Genomic DNA, 22,527 nt, shown 5'->3' on the forward strand with positions numbered 1-22,527 from the left:
GGTCAAATGCATACGGCCTATTTCCTCCGTATTTCTCTTGGCATTCTGGAAAAAATCCAAGAACTTAATAGAGTCTTATTATAAGAGGCCTAGCCCAATTAAACACAAGCATGACCCAATGTCCGAGACCAAAAGCAAGAAGGATTCTGAGCTCATAAAATTGCGCAATCAGATCAAAATGATCAATGAGATTGTTTCGTCAGACACCTATAATCTAGGAGATCGCTTCTTTGAAACCACAGTAAAAAAGTTAAATTCTTCTTTAGATGCAGATTATACCTTCATCGGAAAGGTAGATCCAGCTAGAATTGCCATTGAAACCATCGCCATTACCGGCAAAGATCAATTACTTGATAATTTCACCTACTTGCTACACGATACACCTTGCGAAAACGTAGTAGGTCAAACTCCATGTTCCTACCCAGAAGGAATTACTACTTTATTCCCTAAGGATCAATTGCTTATTGATATGGGTATCGAAGGATATGTTGGGGTTCCACTATATGATTCTAAATCTAACCCCACTGGCATCATAGTCTGCCTTTATAAAAAACCAATAGAGGAAGTCTATGCAAAGGAATCTATTTTAATGATTTTCGCCTCTCGAGCTGGAGCTGAACTAGAACACATGAAATTGTTTGGCGAATTAGAACAAAACAAAAAAGAGCTTGAAAAGAAGGTTTTTGAAAGAACTAAAGAACTGAAAAAAAAGAATGATGCGCTTCAAAAAGCCAATGAAGAATTAAAGTTTACGCTCCAGCAACTAAAAAGTGCCCAAACCCAGCTAGTTCAATCCGAAAAGATGGCTTCTCTGGGTGTTTTAACCTCAGGGGTAGCCCATGAAATCAACAATCCACTCAATTTTATTAGAGGTGGATATCTTGGGTTAAAAAAAGAATTGGACGTTTATCATAAGGATGAAACGATCAACAAGATGCTAGAATGTATTGGAACGGGCGTAGATAGAGCGACGGGTATAGTCAAAGGTCTAAACCAATTTAGCAGAAGCAATGACTCCCACGACGAACAGTGCGATTTACACACCATTCTGGACAACTGTCTGATCATGATGCAAAATCAATTGAAGCATTCAATAATAGTAGAAAAAAGATTCGCCAGCGAACCCATTTTTTTCAAGTCCAATGTAGGTCAGATGCATCAAGTATTCATCAACATTTTCACCAATGCCATTCAAGCCATTGACAAAAAGGGCTTAATTCAAATTAGCACAAGAGTCCACAAAAAAATGGCTGAAATAGAAATAATAGACAATGGATGTGGAATCGTCAAAGATAATCTTCCCAAGGTTACTGATCCATTTTTCACAACAAAGGAGGCGGGCATTGGTACTGGTCTTGGGCTTTCAATCACCTTATCAATCATTCAATCTCAAAATGGCAAACTAAAAATCGATTCGGAAGTAGGGCAAGGAACCCGGGTTAATGTGAGCTTCCCAATGATAAAGTAGGCAGAGAGCAATCCATGCTCTATTTGGGCAAACAAGACTTTCTCGCCCACTAATGGGACTATTCATTATGAAAATAACAGAACACTAATTGGCTCTTACTTTCCTCTCCTTCACAAAAAAAGCTTCCTCAGAAAAACAAAAGCGTTAATCCAAGGAAGCCTTTTAACTATTTTCAGTATTGCTTACTTCTTTCCTTTATTCCCTTTTTCGTCTGAACCAGTCTCTTCTGTTGGTTCATCTGATTTACTTTCCTCCATCACCTCTTCAGCCATTTGGGTGATTTCCTCTGAGGATTTACCCTTCAGATATTCTGGCAGATCCATCCCCGCCATGTTGAACATCTCTTGCAACGGAGGCACAGATTTGTACAATCCGGAAATGAAGTTAGCTGTAGAAGTTTTTTCACCAGCACCATTGCCTCCATCCCAAACGGTGACTTTATCAATTTTGATGTTTTTGATGGCTTCTGTTTGCAGTCTTACCAATTCAGGCAGTTTGTCTGCTACCAGTAGCAAGACAGCGTCTTTGGAGTTATTACCCGCAGCATCCACAATCTGCTTCAGACCTTGTGCTTGCTTGGTCAATACTTCATAGAGACCTTGTGCTTCCGCTTGCTTTTTGAATAGGATCGCATCTGCATCCCCTTTTGCTTTTCTACGGGTCATTTCCGCTTCCGCCTCTGCAGCGATCTCCACTTTTTCTTTATCGATCTGCGCGGGCACAATGATATCTGCTGTTTGAGCCGCCTTGTCTCTGGTTGCTCTTGCATTTTCCGCAATTTGCTCTGCAGCATAGGCCTCTTCTAGCGCCTTGGCTGCTTGTACTTTCTCAGCTACTGTAGATATTTTCAAAGCCTCCGCTTCTTTTTCATTCCTCGAAGCATCAGACATAGCGACTTTGATCTTCGCCGTGTTTTCCCCTTCTACTGCGCGTGCATCAGCATCTGCCACCTGCACCCTTTGATCCTGGTGAGCATTGGCCTGACCGATAGCTCCATCTCTGTCTTTTTCTGCCACTGACTTCTTCGCGTCGTTGATGGCTTTCGCAGCTGCTTCCTTACCTAGCGCCTCGATATACCCAGATTCATCCTTGATATCCGTTACGTTCACGTTGATCAGCTTGAGACCAATCTTCTTCAATTCCGCCTCCACGTTGGATGCTACATTGGCCAGAAATTTATCTCTGTTGCTATTGATCTCTTCGATATCCATGGTCGCTACAACCAATCTCAACTGACCGAAAATAATGTCCTTGGCCAGATCATGGATATTTTCCTGAGTCAGACCCAAAAGTCTCTCAGCAGCATTGTTCATGATGCCCGGCTCGGTAGAGATACCGACGGTGAAACGAGAAGGAACATCTACACGGATGTTCTGCTTACTCAGTGCGTTGGTCAGCATTACTTCAATAGAGCTAGGTGTCAGATCCAGGAATTCATAACTCTGGAATACAGGCCAAATAAAGGCTGCTCCCCCATGGATACACCGAGCGGATCCTCCTCCGACCTTACCATAGACCACAAGGATTCTGTCCGAAGGACACCTCTTGTACCTTCTGAAAAAGGTAATTAAAACGATAAATACAAAGAGCGCCGCAATGGCGAGGGCTGGTAAAAATAAAACACTCATGATTTTGATTTTTCTACGATTAGTATGTTATTGTTGGCTATGGCTACTACTGTGATCACATTGCCGGGGATTAAGTCTTCTTCGTCATCGGTGATGGCTTCCAGTGTTCTCAGCGTTCCCTGCACCTGGATTTGCACCTGACCGATATTGCCACGGCTTCCTTTGATGAGCATATATACCTCACCTATACCACCGATGGCATTTTTCATTTTTAGCGTTCCACTCTCATTGGCCCTACCCAGGAAGTAAAAGATGCTACCCATAATCAGCATCATAATAATGCCTGATACCATAGAGATGGCAATGGATAAGCCGTTGCTCATTCCGGAATCCAGACTGGCAATACCTGTCCATCCGAAAATGGTAAAAAAGGCAATTAGGTTTTTGAGGGTAAAAAACTGGAATCCAATCCCATCATCTGCCTCGATTTCCATATCCGTACTGCCATGGTGATCGATATCACCACCGAACATGGTCAGAATAAGCTGTAAGACAAAGAAGACGGTAAAGGGGATGGCTATACCCCAATAAATCTGCTCCAAGAGCTCAAGGGATTGCCACCATTCAGGAAAATTATCAAACATGGAATGAGTCGGTTTTACGTGCCTCAAAATAGACTATTTCTTTGAAATATGGGACACAGATCAAAGAAAAAATCTCACATACTGAGTATTAGTATTTTAGGAGATTGATTCTAAATATGTTAATATGTGGCTTTATAGACTTAATCAAATAAGAATCAACTCATGCAAAAATTTATTCTAACTCTTTCATTGGCCGCATGCTGTCAATTGGCTTTAGCTCAGGATTTCAACCAAATTGCTAATTACAAATTTCAATCTGCTGAAGACTTTAAAACCCAAGAGCCTACGATCATTCAATGCGCTGAATTCTTATTGGGGACACCAGCTAGCCAACAAGAACCCCAAAGATTACTGGCTATTCAATTCATACTAAAATGGATGGAAGGAACACCAGACTACACTTTTGAAATAGGGCCAGAAGCGGCAGAATTAACCAAAGGAAATACAGAACTATTATCCTTGTTTTTAGCCTCCATGTCGAAAGTCGTTTTAGAAAACAATGGTTCTTCGTTGACCAACGCGGAAGTTTATCAGCTGTCTGAAACCATGGTAGTGGACTATTGTGCAGATGAAAACAACAAGGTAAAACCTTCGAAAAAAATCAAACAGCTTTTAAAGAGTCAGAAGACCTAAACACTTACAAGATTAAGCATCAAGGTCAAAAATGCATCCTTGTTTCTACACCTTATCCTCTATAGAAACTACATTGACACTTTGCTCCAAAGGATAGGAGGCTGGCCCGAATTGATTATAAATTGCCACGTCAGAAGAATCTCTCCCATAACCCACGGCCACATAGCCTCCTTTCGATTCGAGCTGAGTAGCATCAAAGGTGTACCACTTGCCATCGACATAGGCCTCAAACCAGGCATGCATATCCATGGGCACTAATCCATGCAGATATCCCACCACCATTCGAGCTGGGATACTGATGCTCCTGCACAGTGCAATCCCTAAATGTGCTAAATCTCTACATACCCCATGCCCCTGCTGATTCACCTCTACCGCCGAAATAGGAAACGAACTACTCCCAGGCGTGTATTGTACATTATCGCGTAGATAAGACTCGATCGCCACCACCTGATCATATCCCGGGAGACAACCAGCCGTAATCGACATGGCCATTTGGTTGAACAGATCCGATTCGCAATACCTACTCGGCAATAAAAAATGGAGCATCGTCTCAGGCAAATGCTGGATTTCTACAAAGGGCGCCCCAGGATTTTTTCGCACGAAATTATCCGTCTTCACATCTGCATTCGTTGTGATCGAAAAATGTCCTGGTGAAGCTATCAGCTTTTGGCAAAGGTTGCCGTAGGCATCTGCATACTCCACTACATTCACCATAGGAGACAGGTTGTACTCTTCTCTTGCCACCCATTGCTGGGCACCACTCCTTGGCCTCAGCATGAATATCAATACAGTTTGTACTTCAAAATAAAAACTAAGTGAACAGCTTGTTCTTAACCACATATAGCGTCATTTGATTTAAATGATTCAGAAAACTAAAGCTAGGCTTATTTATATCAAATCAATGGAGAATTGAATAAAACATCTCCCTACTAATTGATGAAAAACCAGCTTAATTTACCTCGAAACTTGAATTTACCATATTGGAGAAGAAAATGTGAGAATCAGAATAGCCAATTCACCAGGTTCATTCTAATTTCACATTCAGTAAATAAGTCAAGTGCTAAATTTAACTTGAAAATCAAAATGAGTACCATGCATTCCCAATTCACAAGAACCGAAGAAAACAACAATATCTGGCTGTCCCAAAAAAACAGTCCATCCCTCAGCATCAAGGACCAGGGCATCAACCCAACTGTACTCGCGACAGAAGCTGAAGTAGGCAAAGCCATGCTCAACGAGCTTTATAAAACTGCTGAAGCAAAAGAAGGTGATATCAACATCGCACTATTAGGTGGAAGAGGCGCTCAAGAACTGCACCGATTATTAGGCGAACTCGCAAAATCGGGTGAAAAGGATGAATTACTGTCTCGATTGAACGTATTCACCCAAGATGCACTTGCCCCTATGGGTATGAACAACGGCTTCAGCTTTGTGAGAGATTTCGAGCGCATTTTAGGAGATGCCTTCTTCCAAAAGATCAAAAGCTTTACCCCTATGCAGACAGATACCGAAGATTTGGAATCTGCATTGATTGAATATCTCACTAAACTAGAATCCCTGGGCGGTTTGGATATCTTTTTCATCGGTCATGGCCCTGAGGAAAATGAGGCTTCACACCTGGCTTACATCAAGCCTTTCTCCGGAGCGCAGCATGATCATTTGGCCGGAATCATTCCGATATCCAGTAGCATCTTAGAGCACCACATCAGCAAATTCAAAGCAGGTGGAAGTGTAGTGAGCGAAAGCGATGAAAAAGAATGTCGATCAGCGGAGTACATTCTGACCTTAGGACCAGCAGCCATTTTGCAAGCCAAAAAGATCGTACAGTCAGTGGTGGATGCAGATACCGCTCCAGCCAAAATCAAGACCTATGCCAAAGTGCTGAATACTACTTTGAGTACTGACGTGGAAGAAGCCAAACAACAGTTGAATGCTAACCCTGGACTATGGGTCAGACTGCACCCCAATACGCAATCATTCGTACTGCCTAGTTTAGGTCTGTAAAAGCATGAAAAAGAGACTGTTTCAAAAGGTTCAATGTGACAAACTCTATTTTTTGAACCTTTTGAGACAGCTTCTTAAAATAAGTCTTTAAAAAGCATAGTGCTTATCTCAATCGATCGGCAGACCTTACGAGTTGCTCATCCTTTCGGATAAAACGATTAGCCAATGCGTTGAACATCATCGCAGAGACGAACATATAGAAGCCAAAAAGGTAGTTGCCCTGCTCCATTGGTAAAATCTGCTTCTCTCCCTGAAAAATCAAATAAACTGCCAGTCCCAATGCGATCGCCATCAAAAGAGAATTCAATGCTCCCAATTTGATTTGAAGCAAACGGTTGTTGAATTTGAAGATGGAAAACAAAGCCACACATGCGGCCAATAAGGCTACTGCTGCTATGTAGTAGGTAGGCTTTTGGGCAATGACTTGTTCCTCACCTGTATCAATGTCCACTTTTACATGGGTCATTTCTAAAGCAGTTAGGGTTAGTACTTCACTTTTTTCTGCATCTACCTTGTTCCATAGTGGGTAAAACACCAGTACCACCAAAGAAATGGCAGTAAAAAGTAAAAACACAGATTGTATTCTTTGTATCATGATAATCGACTCTAAAAATTTTGCGCAAATCTAGGCAATGCCAGCCAATTATGCATCTGTAGTAGAACTGATCTTAGAGGTAGCCTCAGCTTCTTTGATCAGTTTCTTTTTGGCCTCCTCGTTGCGTCGCTTGGCTTTTTTGTTATCCGACATCAGGTAGTCATAGATGCGGCTTTTCACTTCCTTGGTCGAGAGGTTATGCTCATAGCCGCCATTTCGTGCGATGGTCAGCTGACCCGTCTCTTCTGACACGATCACGACTAGAGAATCTGTATTCTCAGACATACCAATCGCGGCACGGTGTCTCAGCCCAAACATGGCAGGGATATCATCTCGCTCTGACACGGGTAGAATACATCTAGCTGCCACGATCTTGTTGTTATTGATGATAATGGCTCCATCGTGGAGCGGCGACAGTTTGTTGAAGATCGCTAGAATCAGTCGTTTGGATACGATTGCTTCCATCCTATCGCCCGAATCGGCAAAAAATTTAAGTTCTGAATCTTTAGAAAAAACAATCAAGGCACCAGTATTGGCACCACTCATGGTTTTGATTGCATCTATCAGTGGAGTAAGAATGGTCAGGTGACTTTCGTCAAACTTCTCTCTCCACAATTGCTTGAAGTTGTTGAACAAATTCCCCTCCTCGAAGATCGTGGTACGACCAATCAGCAACAGGAACTTTCTGATCTCCTGCTGAAACAGAATAATCACTGCGATGACCCCAACGCCCATAAACTGACCAAGGATCAAACTCACCAACTCCATATTGGCAGCCTGCACCACCAGATAGATCAAGTAGAGCAATAAGAAACCAAGGAAAATTTTGATTGCCACACTCCCGCGCATCAGTTTGTACACCTGATACAGCAGTATAGTCACGAAGAATATATCGATCAGATCCACCCAACCGACTTCCAAAAATCCTATATGAAATCCTAAAATCACTTAATCCTTTTTCTTTAATTGTTCGAACAGTGTCACTGTCTCTTTCGCCTCCTTCACATCATGCACGCGCAGAATTGAAGCCCCTTTCATCAGACTCGCCATATTCAGAGCAGTAGTTCCATTGAGTGCTTCATCAGGCGTGCAATCCAGCGTTTTGAAAATCATCGACTTTCTCGACACCCCACTCAACATGGGCACATCCAGCATCCATAGCAGCTCCAATTTGGCCATCAACTCAAAATTTTGCTCTCGGGTCTTAGCAAAACCAAAACCCGGATCGATGATCAGATCCTTTACTCCCTTTCGTCTGAGCTGCGTGATCTTCAGGTTAAAATAATCAATAACATCGGAAACCAAATCCCCATAATCGGTCATTTGCGACATAGTGCGTGGATTTCCTCGCATGTGCATCATGATATAGGGGATATTGAGCCGAATCACCAAATCGAACATGTCATCGTCTAGTTCACCTGCCGAAATATCATTGATGATGGCTGCCCCTTCCTGAACACAAGTCTCCGCGACTTCAGATCGAAAAGTATCAATCGAAATCACTGCCTCTGGAAACTCCTTCATGATTTGTACCACTGCCTGAGCAGCAGTCTGTTGCTCTTCTTCCAGTGCTATATCCTTGGCTCCCGGCCTGCTAGAGTAAGCGCCAATATCCAAAATATCGGCTCCTTCGCTTAACATTTTTTCGGCCTTTTGCAGCAAATCCCTGTCAGTCTTGATTTTACCTCCATCATAAAATGAGTCTTGCGTTACATTCACAATACCCATGATTTTAGGGATGGACAAATCCATCAATCGACCCTTTACATTTATAAACTTTGGAGTAGGTGTTGCAATCAAATTGATTAATTTTAGCCGCTCAACACGGATGAAAACAGCAAATCATTGGAAGAAAAAACTGTAAGCGAATATAGAGAAGTTATTAAGGCTTGTAAAGATATTTTCGAAAAGAAAACCAAGGACTATGGCACTGCCTGGCGAATATTGAGGGCTTCTTCTCTTACCGACCAGATTTTTATCAAAGCCAAAAGGATTCGATCTATTCAGGAAAAGGGATCTCAAAAAGTAGAAGAAGACATCAGCGGTGAATTCATAGCCATCATCAACTACTGCATCATGGCCATCATCCAATTGGATTGGAAAGATGAAACCAAGCTAGAAATCCCTTACAGCGAGTTGGAACCCCTCTATGACAAAATCGCCCACGATACCATGGAGCTGCTGATGAACAAGAATCATGACTATGGCGAAGCTTGGCGCGACATGAGAGTTTCGTCCATGACCGACATCATTTTGATGAAAATACTACGGACTAAACAGATCGAAGACAATCAGGGCAAGACCCTAATCTCTGAAGGCGTAGATGCCAACTATCAGGACATGATCAATTATTCTGTATTTTGCCTCATCCTTATGGGCTTTACCCAATCATAACCTGAAGACTGGAAAGGCGTAATTAGGATTTTAAACCACAAAGAAAATGCTCAAACATCTCAATACCGTTTTAAGAGTTTTAGTCGGAGGCTTATTCATCTTCTCAGGACTGATCAAGGTCAATGACCCAATAGGTACCTCCATCAAACTGGAAGAATACTTCGAGGTATTCTCTGTGGAGTTTGCTTCTTTCTTTCATTTGTTCGTACCTATAGCCCTGCCACTGGCAGTATTTTTAGTGGTACTAGAGGTCGTATTAGGAGTGGCGCTAATCATGGATTACAAACCCAAATGGACACAATACACCATTTTGGGCTTGATTGTATTTTTCACATTCCTAACTGGCTATTCGGCCATCACCAATACAGTTACTGACTGTGGTTGCTTTGGAGATGCCATCAAACTGACTCCATGGGAGTCTTTCACCAAGGACATTATCCTATTAGTGATGATCGTAGCGATCATTATCATCGACAAGAACAAGGAAGACCAGACCAAAGCACTGGGCCATGCAGTAATCGGAGCGACTTCCGTTTTGAGTTTGATCCTTTCGGTCACCGCCATCAATCATTTACCTTTCATCGACTTCCGCGCTTACAAAGTGGGCGACAACATCCAAACGAATATGCAGCCCTCTGAAGAATTCATCTATGAATATGTGGTGGAAAAAGATGGGAAAGAATACACCTTCAATGAATATCCTACCGACAAGTCATTCAAATTTGTCTCTATGACACACATCAACCCAGAGGCGAGTCCCAAGATTACTGACTTTGCCGTATGGAACGATGAGGGGGACTATACGCAGGAAGTGCTAACAGGCAACAAACTATTTTTGATATTGTACGATGTGAGCAAATCCGATACAGAAAGCCTGGGAGCCATCAATGAATTGATTCGGGCACTGGGAGGAAAATTAGAGATCTATTCACTCACTGCATCTGCAGGCCCCACTTATGAGCAGTTTGCGGCAGAAAACCAATTGGAGATTCCCTATTACTACACAGACGCGACAGTTTTAAAGACGATCACAAGGTCAAATCCAGGACTTTGGTTGCTACAAGACGGTACTGTCAAAGGAAAATGGCATTACAATGATGTGCCGAATTACAGCGAAGTGTTAGATTTGTTAAAGTTATAAAACCCTAAAACGTATATCAAGATGAAAAGAGCTGCTACCCTCACCCTATTTTCCCTTTTGTTCATTGGCCTAGGAGCTTGTGACAAGAACAATAACATTTCACTCTTTTCTGTACAGGATGATATAGCCCTTGGAGCTCAAGTGGCTGCAGAAATCGCTTCTGATCCTGCCAACTACCCTTTGCTTCCAGAAGCTGGAAACGAGCAGGCCTACGCCTATATTCAGGCCATGACGGATGAGATCCTGAATTCAGGTGAGGTTCAGTATCGCAGCGAGTTTGCCTGGGAAGTGCACATCATCGAGGACGATGTCTTGAATGCCTTTTGTACACCGGGTGGTTATATCTATGTCTACACCGGTTTGATTAAATATCTGGACAATGTGGATGACCTGGCAGGTGTGATGGGACACGAAATCGCTCATGCAGACCTAAGACATACCAGCCGTCAGATGCAAAACCAATATGGGATCAGCACGCTTTTGGCCATCTTACTTGGTGACAATGCTGGTACATTAGAGCAAATAGCAGCTGATTTAGCAGGAAACGTAAGCGCACTTCAGTTCTCTAAGAAGTTTGAGGCTGAATCAGATGATAAATCTGTTCTTTATTTGTCGGGCACCGAATTCGCTTGCAATGGAGCTGCTTCTTTCTTCGAAAAACTAGAAGCTGATGGTCAGGGAACTACTTCAGGTTTAGAGGAATTTTTGAGTACGCACCCCTCTCCAGAAAATAGAATAGCCGACATCAATGCCGAGGCAAGTGAACTAGGTTGTAGCACTAGCTTGAGTCCAGACAATGTCAACAATATGACTTACGCCGAATTCCAGGCACTATTCCAATAACAAACAAGAAATCACATGTAATTAACTGGGACATCTCAGTTAATTACAATCGTATTTTCTTTGATCTATCAAAAAGATAGAGTAGATTCATAACGCAGCAGTAATTAACCTGTCAGATGGACAGGTTGGAGATTCGAGGAAATTAGTTTTTAACCTAAACTAATAACCCAATTATGAACCACTCTATTAACAATCTCCTGACCACTAGCGAGATGGCAGTCATCAATGCCATGCACAATCCTCAAATCACTGAAGCACTCACTTCTTTTGGTTTGCAAAAAGACTCTCTCATTAAAGGGCAAAAACTGATAGAAAAAGCCCAAAAACTCAACAGTGAGGTAAAAGAAACTCAGGAAGAACTCAAACTGACTCACCTACGCAATTTATTTCTCCGTCATACCAAGCTCGCCCGGATGATATTCATCACTGATGAAAACGCATGGGCCAAGCTAGGCCTCAATGGAGCGAGAAAGCAAAGCAAAAAAGCCTGGCTAAAACAAGCCATGACTTTCTACACCACCCTACTCAATGACAAGAAGTACATCCTTTCGATGTTTCGATTTGGGGTGAGACAGGATCAACTCATACAGATACTAAGCGAAATCGGTAATTTGGAAAACAAGTTCAAATCAGAAACCATGCAAGACGAATCTGAAGATCGAGATATCGCCATAGACGAATTGCAAGATTGGATGACTGAGTTTATCGAAACTGCACGTGAGGCCCTAAAACAAAATCCCCATCAACTAAAAGCCCTGGGGATGGAAGTATATGCAGAATAGTCAATAGTAATGTCTTTCATAATAGTAAGGATGGACCTAATCGCTTTATTAGGTCCATTTCTTTATATCATTTCATAGCGGACACGATAATTTGATCCAGATAGATACTACCATCTCCTACATGATGAAATTTGCCCTGAACATAAGATTCAGACTCCAATGTAGGATACAGCTCATTACACACCTCAGCATCACAGGCAATAGGCACCTCAGACAGAAGTTGATACCCCTCCTCAATATGTAATTGAACAAAGCTCTCAGATGAATAATCAACATTCTTCAGCCCAATTTCAAATGACACATTGGATTCTACCGGTGTTTTAGAAATCAATTCCTTCAATTTATAGCGTCTGCTCGAACCGTCAGCTGGAGGGTCATTTACTTTGATCACCTCCACTTTTACATCATAGACATAGCCCCATTCATAATCAAGGCCTTCTATCGGGTCGTATCGATAGCTCCAGTTGTCACTTCCTATCTGCTCATCTATCTGCACCCTATAGACCAACTGTAAGCCCTCTCCAGAAGCCACGGTTTGATAGTGATCTATGCGCACTTGTTCTTCTCTGAGAAAATTTTCCTCCTCGCACGAGGCAAATATCAAGGGCAGCGCAATCCAAAGCAGTTGAAGTCTTTTCATGATTTATTCCATTTGTTCAACGCTAAGACACCCATGCTTGCAGAAAAGTTGGACAGGTATCGATAAAAACAATGGTGCAATAGCTAAGAATCATGACAGGGTTTGGAATCGAAAGGCAAAGCTTTGTTTATTTGCGGCAAAAGGAATTACATCTATGATCACAATCATCAGCGGCACCAACAGAAAAAATGCAGTTTCGCTCAAAATTGCTCACATCTATCAGAGCATCCTAAGAGAAAAAGGAGAAGAAGCTGAGATATTGAATTTGGAAGACCTGCCGCATGACTTCATAGAAACCGCCCTGTACGAAAATTCAGGAAAGAACAAAGACTTCAATCCCTACCGTCAGCAGATCAAAGATTCCAAGAAAATGGTTTTTGTGGTACCTGAGTACAATGGCTCCTTTCCTGGGGTGCTCAAAGCCTTCATCGATGGGATGCAATATCCTCATGCCTTTCGAAACAAAAAGGCGGCACTGGTAGGTCTATCCTCTGGCATCCAGGGAGCAGGTCTGGCCCTGTCTCACCTGACAGACATCTTCAACTACTGTGGCATGCATGTCCTGGCCCAAAAGCCCAAACTCTACCACATCGAAAAGAACCTCTCGGAAAACAAACTCTCAGAGCTCTATCACGGCTTGCTCGAGGAACAAGTGGAGCAGTTGCTGGAGTTCTAGCAACTGGATTATCACAATCGCTTTCCTAACAGTTGTTAGTATCGAAAACTGTTGCAATGACACGGTTAGTTTTGACCAACTGTCACGTTGATTTCTGTCTTATATCAGGAAACAGCGAATAAGTATTTCTCTTTTTCGCACACACCGATTTAATCCTAATATTCGCAGTGAACTAAGTAGTAACTCACGAATATTATTGACAATGAAGAGAAAAATTGTAGTAACGACACTGTTGCTTGGGTGGGCAACTGTGAGCGTAGCAGCAGACACACCCGACCCCACATTTTCATTTCCTATCAACATCGATCACGTCTGGGTATTGTTATCCGCAGCATTGGTATTTTTTATGCAGGCGGGATTCAAGGCATTTGAAGTGGGGATGGTCAGGCATGAACATGGAAATGCCGTGGCAATCAAAAACATCATCGACTGGATCATCGGAAGTTTGATCTTCCTTTTTCTGGGCTTTGGTGTCATGTTTGGTAAGTCATCGTATGGCATCATCGGTACGGATCTATTCTTTGGGATGGGGATTCAGGACAACCCTGATGGCTCGCCACTGGGATCGATCTTTTTCCTATTCCAGATTGCCTTTGCCACTACGGCATTGACGATCGTATCTGGTGCCATGTCGGAGCGTACGGGATTCATCCCCTACATGACTGCTTCAGCATTGGTGGCACTATTGATCTATCCGGTGTTTGGACATTGGGCATGGGGCAACTTGTTTTATGCTGACAATCCGGCCTGGTTGGCAGATTTGGGATTCATCGATTTTGCCGGATCGACGGTGGTACACTCTATCGGTGCCTGGGTGGCTCTGGTAGGGATTTGGAAAATCGGCCCCAGACTGGGCAGATTCGATGAAAATGGAAACCCCGTTGCTTTCAAAGCATCAAGCTATGCCTATAGCGTAATGGGACTTTTGATCCTATGGCTGGGTTGGTGGGGATTCAATGGCGGTAGCCAACTCGCTCTAGACGGTGCAGTAGGTGAGATCATCCTCAACACCAACATAGCAGGAGCAGCGGCAGGTCTTGTGGCCTTTTTCCACTGCTATTGGTTTCAGAAACGCGAAGACCTCTACCCTAAATTTTTGGGTGGGATCATCGGAGGGCTAGTCGCCATCACGGCATGTTGCTCGATGGTCAGTCACCTCGGTGCTCTGGCAGTAGGGCTAACTGCCGGACTCATTCATAACTATGCTTATGATTTAATTCTATACAAATGCAAACTGGACGATCCAGTAGGTGCCATCCCTGTCCACGGTTTTTGTGGGGTATGGGGCACACTCTGTGTCGCGTTGTTTGGGCAGCTCTCTCCTGAGACTTCCCGATTGACCCAGTTTGGCATCCAACTCCTTGGGTGTGGGGTAGCCTTTGGCTTCACCACGATTGTTTCTTATGTGATGTTCTCTGTTTTGGAAAAAACAGTCGGACTGCGTGTTTCTCCTGAAGAGGAAAAAACAGGCATCATCATAGGCGGAGAAGTAGCCGCAGAGGAAGAAGAGGAAATCGGCATGTCAGAAGCCGAATTGTTAGAGTTAATGAAATAAGACAAAGTATTATGACCGTACACCAAATATCAATAAAAGTAAAAACCGGATACAACTTGATCAGCGTTGAAAAATATCGGGAAATCAGACCTCTGGATCGGGTACACCTGATCTCAGAAAAGAAAGTGAAATTTCTGGATGTCGAGGGGAACCCAATACCTACCCTGAGAGCGATCAAGGACATCAATCAGCATGTAATGAGCCAACAGGCGTAATGAATAAATAAGTGATCCAGCATCCATCTCGGGTGCTGGATTTTTTTTACTCAGGCCTTAAACAACTCCCTCACCCTACTCAAGTCCTCTCCCATTTCGAAGAAATAGTTCAGTTGCCAGCGCTGGGTGCCTATGGCCTGAGGATTGGTCGCTGTATCCCATACGGGATAGACTCTAAATCCACGTTTGCCCTCCCTGCGAGGGGTCGACACCAGACCTTTAGCGATCAACACCGACTTAGGAAAAACAAACTGCCCCAATCGATCTCCAGACCGAACGGTTATGATATAATAGTCAAAGTCATCCGCTTCGTGGAATGGCTCGATCGGCCCAGGAGCAGGACGCTTCCAAAAGGTCACAAACTGACCTGGCTTCTTAGGTGTCTCCTTTGCACTTCGGCTAATGATCTTCTTACCATTCAGCTGATAACGGCAAGCCTCATAGTCCTGACTTTCGGTCTCTGCCTGATAGTTTGTCACCTCCATCCGCAGTGGGGCGTAGACTTTCTCTTTTATTAAACCCAGGTCTTCATTCATTACTCGTATTTAATCTGTTGATATCTACTAGCCATTGAATCATCGCAACATTAGACAGCATCATTTCTTCGCTCAATATTAGCGGTATTTCTATAAGCGATGGCAAATGAAAAAAATCGGCAGCAAGCCATCGCATGGTGTAGCAAGCTTCACGCAGATTGCAGGAAGCAATTTAGGATGTAGCAAGTCTCCTGCAAATTGCAGGAAGCCTGCTATGATAAATCGGCCCGTGCAATTTGTAGGGCCCTTGCTACGGCATGAAATCCTTCGCCACAAATTGCAGCGGCCTTGCTAGAACATGTAATCCGTTGCTGCCATTTGCGGCGGGGTTGCTAGGGGGTGTCAAGAGTGCTTCAGTTGTGGTTTCGCCTCTTCAGAGCATATAGGGAAGATTAGAGTTGTGGAAGTAGGTTCACTTCAACATCAGCCAATACCTTAGCTCTAGTTCACGCTTTCTTTCCAGTCGCAGTAGTAATAGACTTTCATCTTGCATTAGCGATTCGGTGTAGCAGTCAGCAATCAATTGTGATCTAAACTCACAATTCAATGCTTTGAAACGAATGAAATCTCGAAGCAAGTTTTGCATATCTAAGCTATCTGTCCAATAGTGTTCTATCCCTATACTCGCGAAATTACATTCTGAGTTATAGTTTAAATCAAACACCTCTCGTCCCTGATTATACCCAAGAATATCAAAGTCATAACCACAAAAGAGCACATCATCAGAAGGCCTAAAATTCAAAGTAGCAAAGGCTCCATTGATCTGCTCTCTGGATTCTGTAAAAAAATACATATTGGATTCATAGCAGAATACCGGCCCTATCCCCTCATTCGGCAACTCCTCTTCAAAAAATCCCTTGTGAAGAAAAACCAGAGAGTCTGAAGACAGAAAAAGACTATCCAGATTCAATTGAGCCGAGACATAATACCGACCTAAGGATAAGAGAAGAATTAAGAGATGAATCACTTTGACCGATAAATATTTATTTTTCTTCATTCACTTCCACTTTTTCAATTACGGCTAATTGATTCAGTTTTGTTAAAAGCTCTTCCCTCTTTTTGGATTCTCCTAGTAATATTCTTTGACCACCCGAGATGAGAAATGCGCGGTAAAGTTCATACCTTATGACACTCGATGAACCCCTGGAGCTAACCCTTTGACTGACTTGAGTCGAACTTAATTCTAATTTCTCAACCCTATCAAAACTTTCAACTTCCTTAGAGAAGGTAGACATGTTACTTACTGTTCTTTTTCTGATATCAAGTTTTCTTTGAACCGGCCGAAAAACAAGAATCAATGAGAGGGAAACCACTATAACTACCAACCCAACTACCCAATTGGATGTCAAGGTAAACAATCCAACAGCCAAACATGCATACCCAACATATCTCAGCTGGGGCAATTCGTCTTCATCAGTAGGAAATATTAGCTTGCTCACTGCAGTATCTACTGATTGTTTGGGTTCTCGCGCCTCATTACCAAGCAATTCGCGTGCTGCCTCTAAGGCTTGATCAGAATATTGTCCTGAGTTATCAAGAATTTGCTGTAGTTCTGCGTTTGACTTGTTCTTAAACTTCTCTAAAAAAATATTCATTAGGCTAGTATTACATCAATCTATATGCTGACTTCAAGATAAAGAAAACCTTCAATTCTTTAAATCTAATTTACCCCTTCCGCCTTCGGCACCTTCCCGAGGGAAGGATTGAGCAGATACATTTGCAGCTTAAAATCCATGCAGCAAATCCAATCCGCAGTAATCCCCTCCTCGGAGGGGACATAGGGGTGGGTTCACCTCGATATGATCTCCAAAACCAATTCCTTGGTCAGCTTCTGGCCATTGGCCTGGGCCTTGATCTGATCGAAGGGAAACTTGAAATCACAGCCTTCCTTCCAGCGCGAACAGCCATAGGCCGTCTTGCCACGGATCAACTCGCCCTCTTTGCATTTGGGGCAATTCGGCATATCAGAGGCTTTCTTCTTCGGCTTGGATTTACTCTCAAACTCCACGACACAATCGCCGTTCAATTTGACGATTCCCTCCCCTTTCTCACCATTGATCATGAAGCCTTTGATCTTGGTAGTCGCTCCTTTCTCGACCAGTCGCAGCAACTGCTTTTCGGTCAGCTTCTTCTCCAGGATCACAAAAGGCATACGAAAATCACATCCTGCCTTCCAGTCGCTACAGCCATAAAACTCCTTGCCTTTGAGGATTCGGCCCTTTTGACATTTGGGACAGGCATGACCGATCAGAGTTTTGCTTGTTGCCGCTGCTTTTTTAGGCTTAGGAGCACCTCCCAAGGATAGTCTGGGCTTGCCCGTCTCACTGCGCACCTCATACACCAGATCATCCACCATCTTTTTCATGTTGTGAATGAACTGCCCAGCACCAAATTCGCCATCTTCGATCTCCTTGAGTTTCTTCTCCCAGTGTCCGGTAAGCTCGGCTGATTTCAGCAGTTGATTTTCGATCGTACCGATCAACTGAATCCCCATGTCTGTGGGTATGATATTCTTTTTTTGACGGACTGCATACTTGCGCTTGAACAAAGTCTCGATGATGTTCGCACGAGTAGAAGGACGACCGATACCATTCGCTTTCATCAAATCGCGCAGCTCTTCGTCCTCCACATTCTTGCCAGCAGTCTCCATGGCACGCAGTAGGGTCGCCTCGGTGTAGTTCTTGGGTGGCTTGGTTGTTTTCTCCGTAAAGGACGGCTCGTGCGGCCCCTGCTCCCCTATCTCAAATGAAGGCAGAATGCTTTCTTCCTCCTCTTTATTTTCCTCATCGTCCTTTTTCTTCTTCTCCTTTGGGAAAAGCACACGCCAACCTTCTTTCAGTATTTCCTTTCCATTCGCATGAAACTTTACCCCCTCTACTTCTGCACTGACTTGCGTCTTGGCCACTTCACAGTCGGGATAGAAAACCGCCAAAAACCGTCTGGCAATGGCGTCATACACACGCTGCTCGTCTGGACTGAGGTGCTGCTCCTCACCTGTAGGGATGATAGCATGGTGATCCGTCACCTTGTTGTCATTAAAGACCTTTTTGGATTTTGGAATTTTACCTGCCAGTATACTCACTGTATATTTTGAATAGGTCCCCATGCCCTTGAGAATACCCGGTACTTTGGGATACATATCATTAGGGAGGAAAGTCGTATCCACACGAGGATAGGTCACTACTTTTCGTTCGTACAGCCCCTGCACCAACTTGAGCGTGGACTCTGCCGTGAAGCCAAATTTATTGTTGCAATGCACCTGTAGAGCCGTCAGGTCAAAGAGCTTGGGCGCATATTCCTTTCCCTCCTTTTTCTGGACATCAGTGATCAGCAGATCTTTGTCTAACACCTGATTCAGAAGCTTTTCGCCATCCTCCTTCTTCAAGAATTTTCCTTCCGAACTATTGAATTTGGTATCCCGATAGATCGTCTGCAATTCCCAATAGGGCTGAGGTTGGAAGTTGACGATCTCCAAATGGCGATTGACCAGCATGGCTAAGGTTGGCGTCTGCACCCGACCGATGGACAGCACTTGCTTAGATGCGCCGTACTTCAGCGTATAGAGCCGCGTCGCGTTCATCCCGAGCAACCAGTCACCAATCGCCCGCGAGCTACCGGCATAGTACAGATTATCAAATTCTTCTGCAGGTTTTAGGGAATCAAAACCTGCCTTGATCGCCTCGGTAGTCAGTGAAGATATCCAAAGCCGCTTGACTTCACCTTGATAGTTGGCTTGTTTCAAGACCCATCGTTGGATTAGTTCTCCCTCTTGCCCGGCATCCCCGCAGTTGATCACCAGCGAGGCATTCTCAAAGAGCTTTTCTATGATGGCATATTGCTTTTGCACACCCGCATCGTCCATCACCTTCGTCTCGAATCGCTCCGGCAGCATAGGTAGGGTATTGAAGTCCCAGTATTTCCAGTGAGGCTTGTAATCTTCGGGAGGGTAAAGCGTGCAAAAATGCCCAAATGTCCAGGTCACCTGATAGCCATTGCCCTCATAGTAGCCATCCTTTCGATCCGTCGCACCGATGACCTGGGCGATCTCCTTGGCTACACTGGGTTTCTCTGCAATACAAACTTTCATAGGCAATCAGGCAATTTACGAATGAATAAAATCAACCGATCATCCACAACATTTCTTATACTTTTTTCCACTTCCACAGGGACAGGGATCGTTGCGCGAAACCTTCTTTACCAATGGCACCTCCTGTGGATTGATCTGCCCATCGACATAGTACCATTTTCCGTTTTCTTTGATGAAATTAGATCGCTCGTGATGAATATGCTTCTGACCTTTCACATCCTCAAAATAAGCCTTGAACTCCACGATCCCTCGGTCATCGTTGATGCGACCATGCTCCACACTCACGATCTCAAGCTGGGTCCATTGATTCTCTCGCCCCCAGTTCTCCAGGTCCTCCTTGTTGTATTTGCTTCGCGTGCGACTGTGAGTGGTAGCCATCAGGTATTCGCCATCGACGCATGTATAGGCGCTATATCGCGATCTCATTAGAGCCAACGCAGTAGGCGCAGACTGCTCCGCAATCACAGACTCACAGCATTCTTCATAGCTTTTACCAGAACAACAAGGGCATTTTTGCATGGTTTCCTTTTTGATGGATCGCAAAGATATCCCATGTTCCTAAAGCAGAAAGAGAAATCTTATGTAATGATCAGCCCTTCTTAAATGGCTTTAAAATCAAATAGGTGATCAAAGTTCCAAGACCTCCTGCGAGGACAGAAAACAAAACTGAACCAATCACATATTGAACCAATTGCTCGTAGATCGAATCCATATTGAGGTGCTTAAAATCCTCAAACCTGACTGGGTCAGCGACAAAGGGGGCTCCACATAGGAAACTAACAAATATGATAATCGGCACCATGGGGGGAATGCTGATATTGGAAAAGAACAGCACGATAATTCGGTTCAACTTGAAAACACTGGCAATCCCAAATGCCACCAACATCTGAAAACCCCAAACCGGAAAGATGCCAAAAAACAATCCTAACCCCACAGAAAAGGCCATCTTGCCGGGACTGTCCTTGTGTTTCTTAAACTCTTCTTTGATTTTCTTTCGTGAGTTCTTGACCGAAAAGCGCATGATCATCAGTCTTGGCAAAAAGAAAATCAAAGCCAAAAAGACCAAAAAGGTATTGAGCACAGAGATTCTAGCAAAATCCCGCACCATTCTAAAATGCGTGATGCGATCCTCTTCATATTTCACACTGACAGGCACCGGCACAAACTGTACATTGGACCATGCCAGGCGAACAATCACTTCTATCTCAAATTCAAATTTGGAAGTGATCCATTTCTTTTTGCTGATTGGCTCTAGAGGGTAAGCTCGGTAGCCTGTCTGGGTATCAGGTAAGGAGATCCCTGTTTCCGCCCAAAACCAAAAGTTAGAGAATTTGTTTCCGAAGCTACTCTTGCTGGGCACATCTGCCTGAGCCATATTTCTAGATCCCATGATCACTGCACCGGGATTCTCGCCAATGGCCTTCAGTAACTTAGGTAGATCATCCGGATCGTGCTGCCCATCCGAATCTATGGTGATGGCATAGTCATATCCCAGTTCGATCGCTCGATCAAAGCCATTTCTTAACGCCACTCCTTTGCCCTGATTCACCTCATGGGTCAAGATTTCGAACTCAGGAAATTCTTTTAATATCTCAGGCGTATCATCCGTAGCGCCATCGTTGATCACGATGACATTATCGGTGTACATACTCAGCTTTTCGAGCACCGGTCGGATCTTCGGACCATTGTTGTAGGTAGGAACTAAAACGCAATATGTCAGCGTATCTACCTCAGGCTGCATCGAAGGTCGCTTGCTGTTTGAACATGATATCCTCGCCTTCTTTTGCTTTAAGACTTGCCTTCACTTTTAGCCCCTCTTCCGATTCTGCACAGTTGAAACTCAAGACCAGCTCAGGAGTAGCAGTAGGATCGATCATTCGGAGAAACTTCACATTGGCGGCTTTTTGCAGCTTCACTTTCTTACCAGTAGCTTTTTCTATGGCTCGTCTTAAAATCTCCATAGTCACCACACCCGGTAAAACCGGCTGCTGAGGAAAGTGTCCTTTGAAAACTTCATGGGCTGAATCGATAGTCAGAGCAATCTCATACTGCCCTTCCGACTCCACCAACTCTCCAAAGGATATTAGCTTTTCAAAATTTTCTTTATTCATGGCGATAATTATTCGGTAAAAACGGTTGCATCTGTCAGCGTATTCAGCTGATGATTCGAAAATTGAATCCGTCGAAAATCCGTTTCTGTCTCAAAGAAAACCAATTCTTTCAAGAGGAGCGACTCTTCATCAAACTTCAGACTTACTTTTTCGAACATGCGTTTCATGGTCTTCTTCGTTGGTAGCAGGTCTACCTCCACTACTCCATTAGCAAACCCAATATTCACATCAAAATCTCCACTCTGCAAAATCGAACCATCCATGGTAGTAAGCAAGAACCTTTTAAAACCTGCAATCTGCGGGCTATTGAGTGGAATGTTCTTTTTCTTTCCACCTTCCATTTTATAGGCTTCATCACTTTTGATCACAAAAGCATAAGCTTCAGGTGACTTTTGATCCCACTTCATCACTCCAGGTTTCATGAAGTAAAATTGACCACTAGCTTCCATGGTTTCATCTAGAAATGAAAACTCCTGTTCCTGATCAAAATCACTCACTATTGATGTCGTCTTCGCATTGAAAGCTTCCAATCGAGAAAGAAACTTCTCTACTCTATCCTGCGCTTCAACCTCTACTGTCAGGCAAATGATTGCCAACCCAAGCATCAAGCTGTATATCCTCTTTTTCATATTCGT

25 protein-coding genes are annotated in these 22,527 nt (G+C 43.6%); 10 read left to right on the top strand and 15 right to left on the bottom strand.

The window, feature by feature from the left end; all coding sequences use genetic code 11:
• Positions 1-118: 118 nt before the first annotated feature.
• Positions 119-1,468 (top strand): GAF domain-containing sensor histidine kinase, encoded by a 1,350-nt coding sequence (locus N7U62_RS10810; RefSeq protein ID WP_264137983.1) that lies wholly within the window; start codon positions 119-121, stop codon positions 1,466-1,468.
• Between the two features lie 182 nt (positions 1,469-1,650).
• Here the strand turns inward: N7U62_RS10810 and N7U62_RS10815 are convergent, their stop codons facing one another.
• On the bottom strand, positions 1,651-3,096 hold the full coding sequence (locus N7U62_RS10815; RefSeq protein ID WP_264137984.1) for a flotillin family protein: 1,446 nt from the start codon (positions 3,094-3,096) through the stop codon (positions 1,651-1,653).
• Positions 3,093-3,680 carry a hypothetical protein gene (locus N7U62_RS10820; protein WP_264137985.1) on the bottom strand — a complete coding sequence of 196 codons (588 nt, stop codon included), beginning with the start codon at positions 3,678-3,680 and terminating at the stop codon, positions 3,093-3,095. Before N7U62_RS10820 ends, N7U62_RS10815 begins: the two co-directional genes overlap by 4 nt.
• Before the next feature lie 162 nt (positions 3,681-3,842).
• On the opposite strand from N7U62_RS10820, the gene N7U62_RS10825 reads away from it, so the two are divergent.
• Positions 3,843-4,313 (top strand): hypothetical protein, encoded by a 471-nt coding sequence (locus N7U62_RS10825; RefSeq protein WP_264137986.1) that lies wholly within the window; start codon positions 3,843-3,845, stop codon positions 4,311-4,313.
• Positions 4,314-4,358: 45 nt separating this feature from the next.
• Here N7U62_RS10825 and N7U62_RS10830 read toward each other — a convergent pair whose 3' ends face one another.
• Positions 4,359-5,153, bottom strand: a complete 795-nt coding sequence (locus N7U62_RS10830) for a transglutaminase-like domain-containing protein (RefSeq protein ID WP_264137987.1) — start codon at positions 5,151-5,153, stop codon at positions 4,359-4,361.
• A gap of 252 nt (positions 5,154-5,405) precedes the next feature.
• Here N7U62_RS10830 and N7U62_RS10835 point away from each other — a divergent pair, with 252 nt between their 5' ends.
• Positions 5,406-6,317, top strand: a complete 912-nt coding sequence (locus tag N7U62_RS10835; RefSeq protein ID WP_264137988.1) for a 6-phosphogluconolactonase — start codon at positions 5,406-5,408, stop codon at positions 6,315-6,317.
• A gap of 103 nt (positions 6,318-6,420) precedes the next feature.
• On the opposite strand, the gene N7U62_RS10840 is transcribed toward N7U62_RS10835, so the two are convergent.
• From N7U62_RS10840 to folP, 3 genes are read right to left on the bottom strand one after another with little or no spacing between them, the layout of a single operon-like run.
• On the bottom strand, positions 6,421-6,912 hold the full coding sequence (locus N7U62_RS10840) for a DUF4293 domain-containing protein (protein WP_264137989.1): 492 nt from the start codon (positions 6,910-6,912) through the stop codon (positions 6,421-6,423).
• A gap of 48 nt (positions 6,913-6,960) precedes the next feature.
• On the bottom strand, positions 6,961-7,860 hold the full coding sequence (cdaA, locus tag N7U62_RS10845; RefSeq protein ID WP_264137990.1) for a diadenylate cyclase CdaA: 900 nt from the start codon (positions 7,858-7,860) through the stop codon (positions 6,961-6,963).
• A complete protein-coding gene (gene folP / locus N7U62_RS10850; RefSeq protein ID WP_264137991.1) occupies positions 7,861-8,664 on the bottom strand; it encodes a dihydropteroate synthase in 804 nt (267 codons plus the stop codon).
• 93 nt (positions 8,665-8,757) lie between these two features.
• On the opposite strand from folP, the gene N7U62_RS10855 reads away from it, so the two are divergent.
• The 4 genes from N7U62_RS10855 (at position 8,758) to N7U62_RS10870 (ending at position 12,072) form a co-directional block, all read left to right on the top strand.
• On the top strand, positions 8,758-9,306 hold the full coding sequence (locus N7U62_RS10855) for a DUF1599 domain-containing protein (protein ID WP_264137992.1): 549 nt from the start codon (positions 8,758-8,760) through the stop codon (positions 9,304-9,306).
• Positions 9,307-9,352: 46 nt separating this feature from the next.
• Entirely contained in the window at positions 9,353-10,447 is a 1,095-nt protein-coding gene (locus N7U62_RS10860; protein ID WP_264137993.1) for a BT_3928 family protein, read from the top strand.
• Between the two features lie 21 nt (positions 10,448-10,468).
• A complete protein-coding gene (locus tag N7U62_RS10865) occupies positions 10,469-11,290 on the top strand; it encodes a M48 family metalloprotease (RefSeq protein WP_264137994.1) in 822 nt (273 codons plus the stop codon).
• Positions 11,291-11,463: 173 nt separating this feature from the next.
• Positions 11,464-12,072 (top strand): PQLLE family protein, encoded by a 609-nt coding sequence (locus N7U62_RS10870; protein ID WP_264137995.1) that lies wholly within the window; start codon positions 11,464-11,466, stop codon positions 12,070-12,072.
• Between the two features lie 67 nt (positions 12,073-12,139).
• On the opposite strand, the gene N7U62_RS10875 is transcribed toward N7U62_RS10870, so the two are convergent.
• Complete coding sequence (locus tag N7U62_RS10875; RefSeq protein ID WP_264137996.1) at positions 12,140-12,712, bottom strand: DUF4377 domain-containing protein; 573 nt, start codon at positions 12,710-12,712, stop codon at positions 12,140-12,142.
• A gap of 154 nt (positions 12,713-12,866) precedes the next feature.
• Here N7U62_RS10875 and N7U62_RS10880 point away from each other — a divergent pair, with 154 nt between their 5' ends.
• The 3 genes from N7U62_RS10880 to N7U62_RS10890 all read left to right on the top strand — a co-directional run bounded on the left by N7U62_RS10880 (position 12,867) and on the right by N7U62_RS10890 (position 15,158).
• Positions 12,867-13,388, top strand: coding sequence for an NADPH-dependent FMN reductase (locus N7U62_RS10880; RefSeq protein WP_264137997.1), 522 nt, complete (start codon positions 12,867-12,869; stop codon positions 13,386-13,388).
• Positions 13,389-13,590: 202 nt separating this feature from the next.
• The gene (locus tag N7U62_RS10885; protein WP_264137998.1) at positions 13,591-14,943 is read left to right on the top strand and encodes an ammonium transporter; all 1,353 of its coding nucleotides are present in this window, start codon (positions 13,591-13,593) and stop codon (positions 14,941-14,943) included.
• A gap of 11 nt (positions 14,944-14,954) precedes the next feature.
• Positions 14,955-15,158, top strand: a complete 204-nt coding sequence (locus tag N7U62_RS10890) for a hypothetical protein (RefSeq protein WP_264137999.1) — start codon at positions 14,955-14,957, stop codon at positions 15,156-15,158.
• Positions 15,159-15,208: 50 nt separating this feature from the next.
• On the opposite strand, the gene N7U62_RS10895 is transcribed toward N7U62_RS10890, so the two are convergent.
• From N7U62_RS10895 to lolA2, 8 genes are all read right to left on the bottom strand, one after another.
• A complete protein-coding gene (locus N7U62_RS10895) occupies positions 15,209-15,694 on the bottom strand; it encodes a MepB family protein (RefSeq protein WP_264138000.1) in 486 nt (161 codons plus the stop codon).
• Between the two features lie 412 nt (positions 15,695-16,106).
• Entirely contained in the window at positions 16,107-16,691 is a 585-nt protein-coding gene (locus N7U62_RS10900; protein WP_264138001.1) for a hypothetical protein, read from the bottom strand.
• A complete protein-coding gene (locus tag N7U62_RS10905; protein WP_264138002.1) occupies positions 16,678-17,289 on the bottom strand; it encodes a hypothetical protein in 612 nt (203 codons plus the stop codon). The genes N7U62_RS10900 and N7U62_RS10905 overlap by 14 nt, the downstream gene beginning before the upstream one ends.
• A gap of 194 nt (positions 17,290-17,483) precedes the next feature.
• A complete protein-coding gene (locus N7U62_RS10910) occupies positions 17,484-19,781 on the bottom strand; it encodes a type IA DNA topoisomerase (RefSeq protein ID WP_264138003.1) in 2,298 nt (765 codons plus the stop codon).
• A gap of 39 nt (positions 19,782-19,820) precedes the next feature.
• On the bottom strand, positions 19,821-20,300 hold the full coding sequence (locus N7U62_RS10915; RefSeq protein ID WP_264138004.1) for a YchJ family protein: 480 nt from the start codon (positions 20,298-20,300) through the stop codon (positions 19,821-19,823).
• A 70-nt stretch (positions 20,301-20,370) separates the two neighbouring features.
• On the bottom strand, positions 20,371-21,522 hold the full coding sequence (locus N7U62_RS10920; RefSeq protein ID WP_264138005.1) for a DUF2062 domain-containing protein: 1,152 nt from the start codon (positions 21,520-21,522) through the stop codon (positions 20,371-20,373).
• Positions 21,512-21,892 (bottom strand): ApeI family dehydratase, encoded by a 381-nt coding sequence (locus N7U62_RS10925; protein ID WP_264138006.1) that lies wholly within the window; start codon positions 21,890-21,892, stop codon positions 21,512-21,514. The genes N7U62_RS10920 and N7U62_RS10925 overlap by 11 nt, the downstream gene beginning before the upstream one ends.
• A gap of 8 nt (positions 21,893-21,900) precedes the next feature.
• Positions 21,901-22,521 (bottom strand): flexirubin biosynthesis/transport protein LolA2, encoded by a 621-nt coding sequence (lolA2, locus tag N7U62_RS10930; protein ID WP_264138007.1) that lies wholly within the window; start codon positions 22,519-22,521, stop codon positions 21,901-21,903.
• Positions 22,522-22,527: the final 6 nt, after the last annotated feature.

Source organism: Reichenbachiella ulvae (assembly GCF_025833875.1).
Classification (GTDB): domain Bacteria; phylum Bacteroidota; class Bacteroidia; order Cytophagales; family Cyclobacteriaceae; genus Reichenbachiella; species Reichenbachiella ulvae.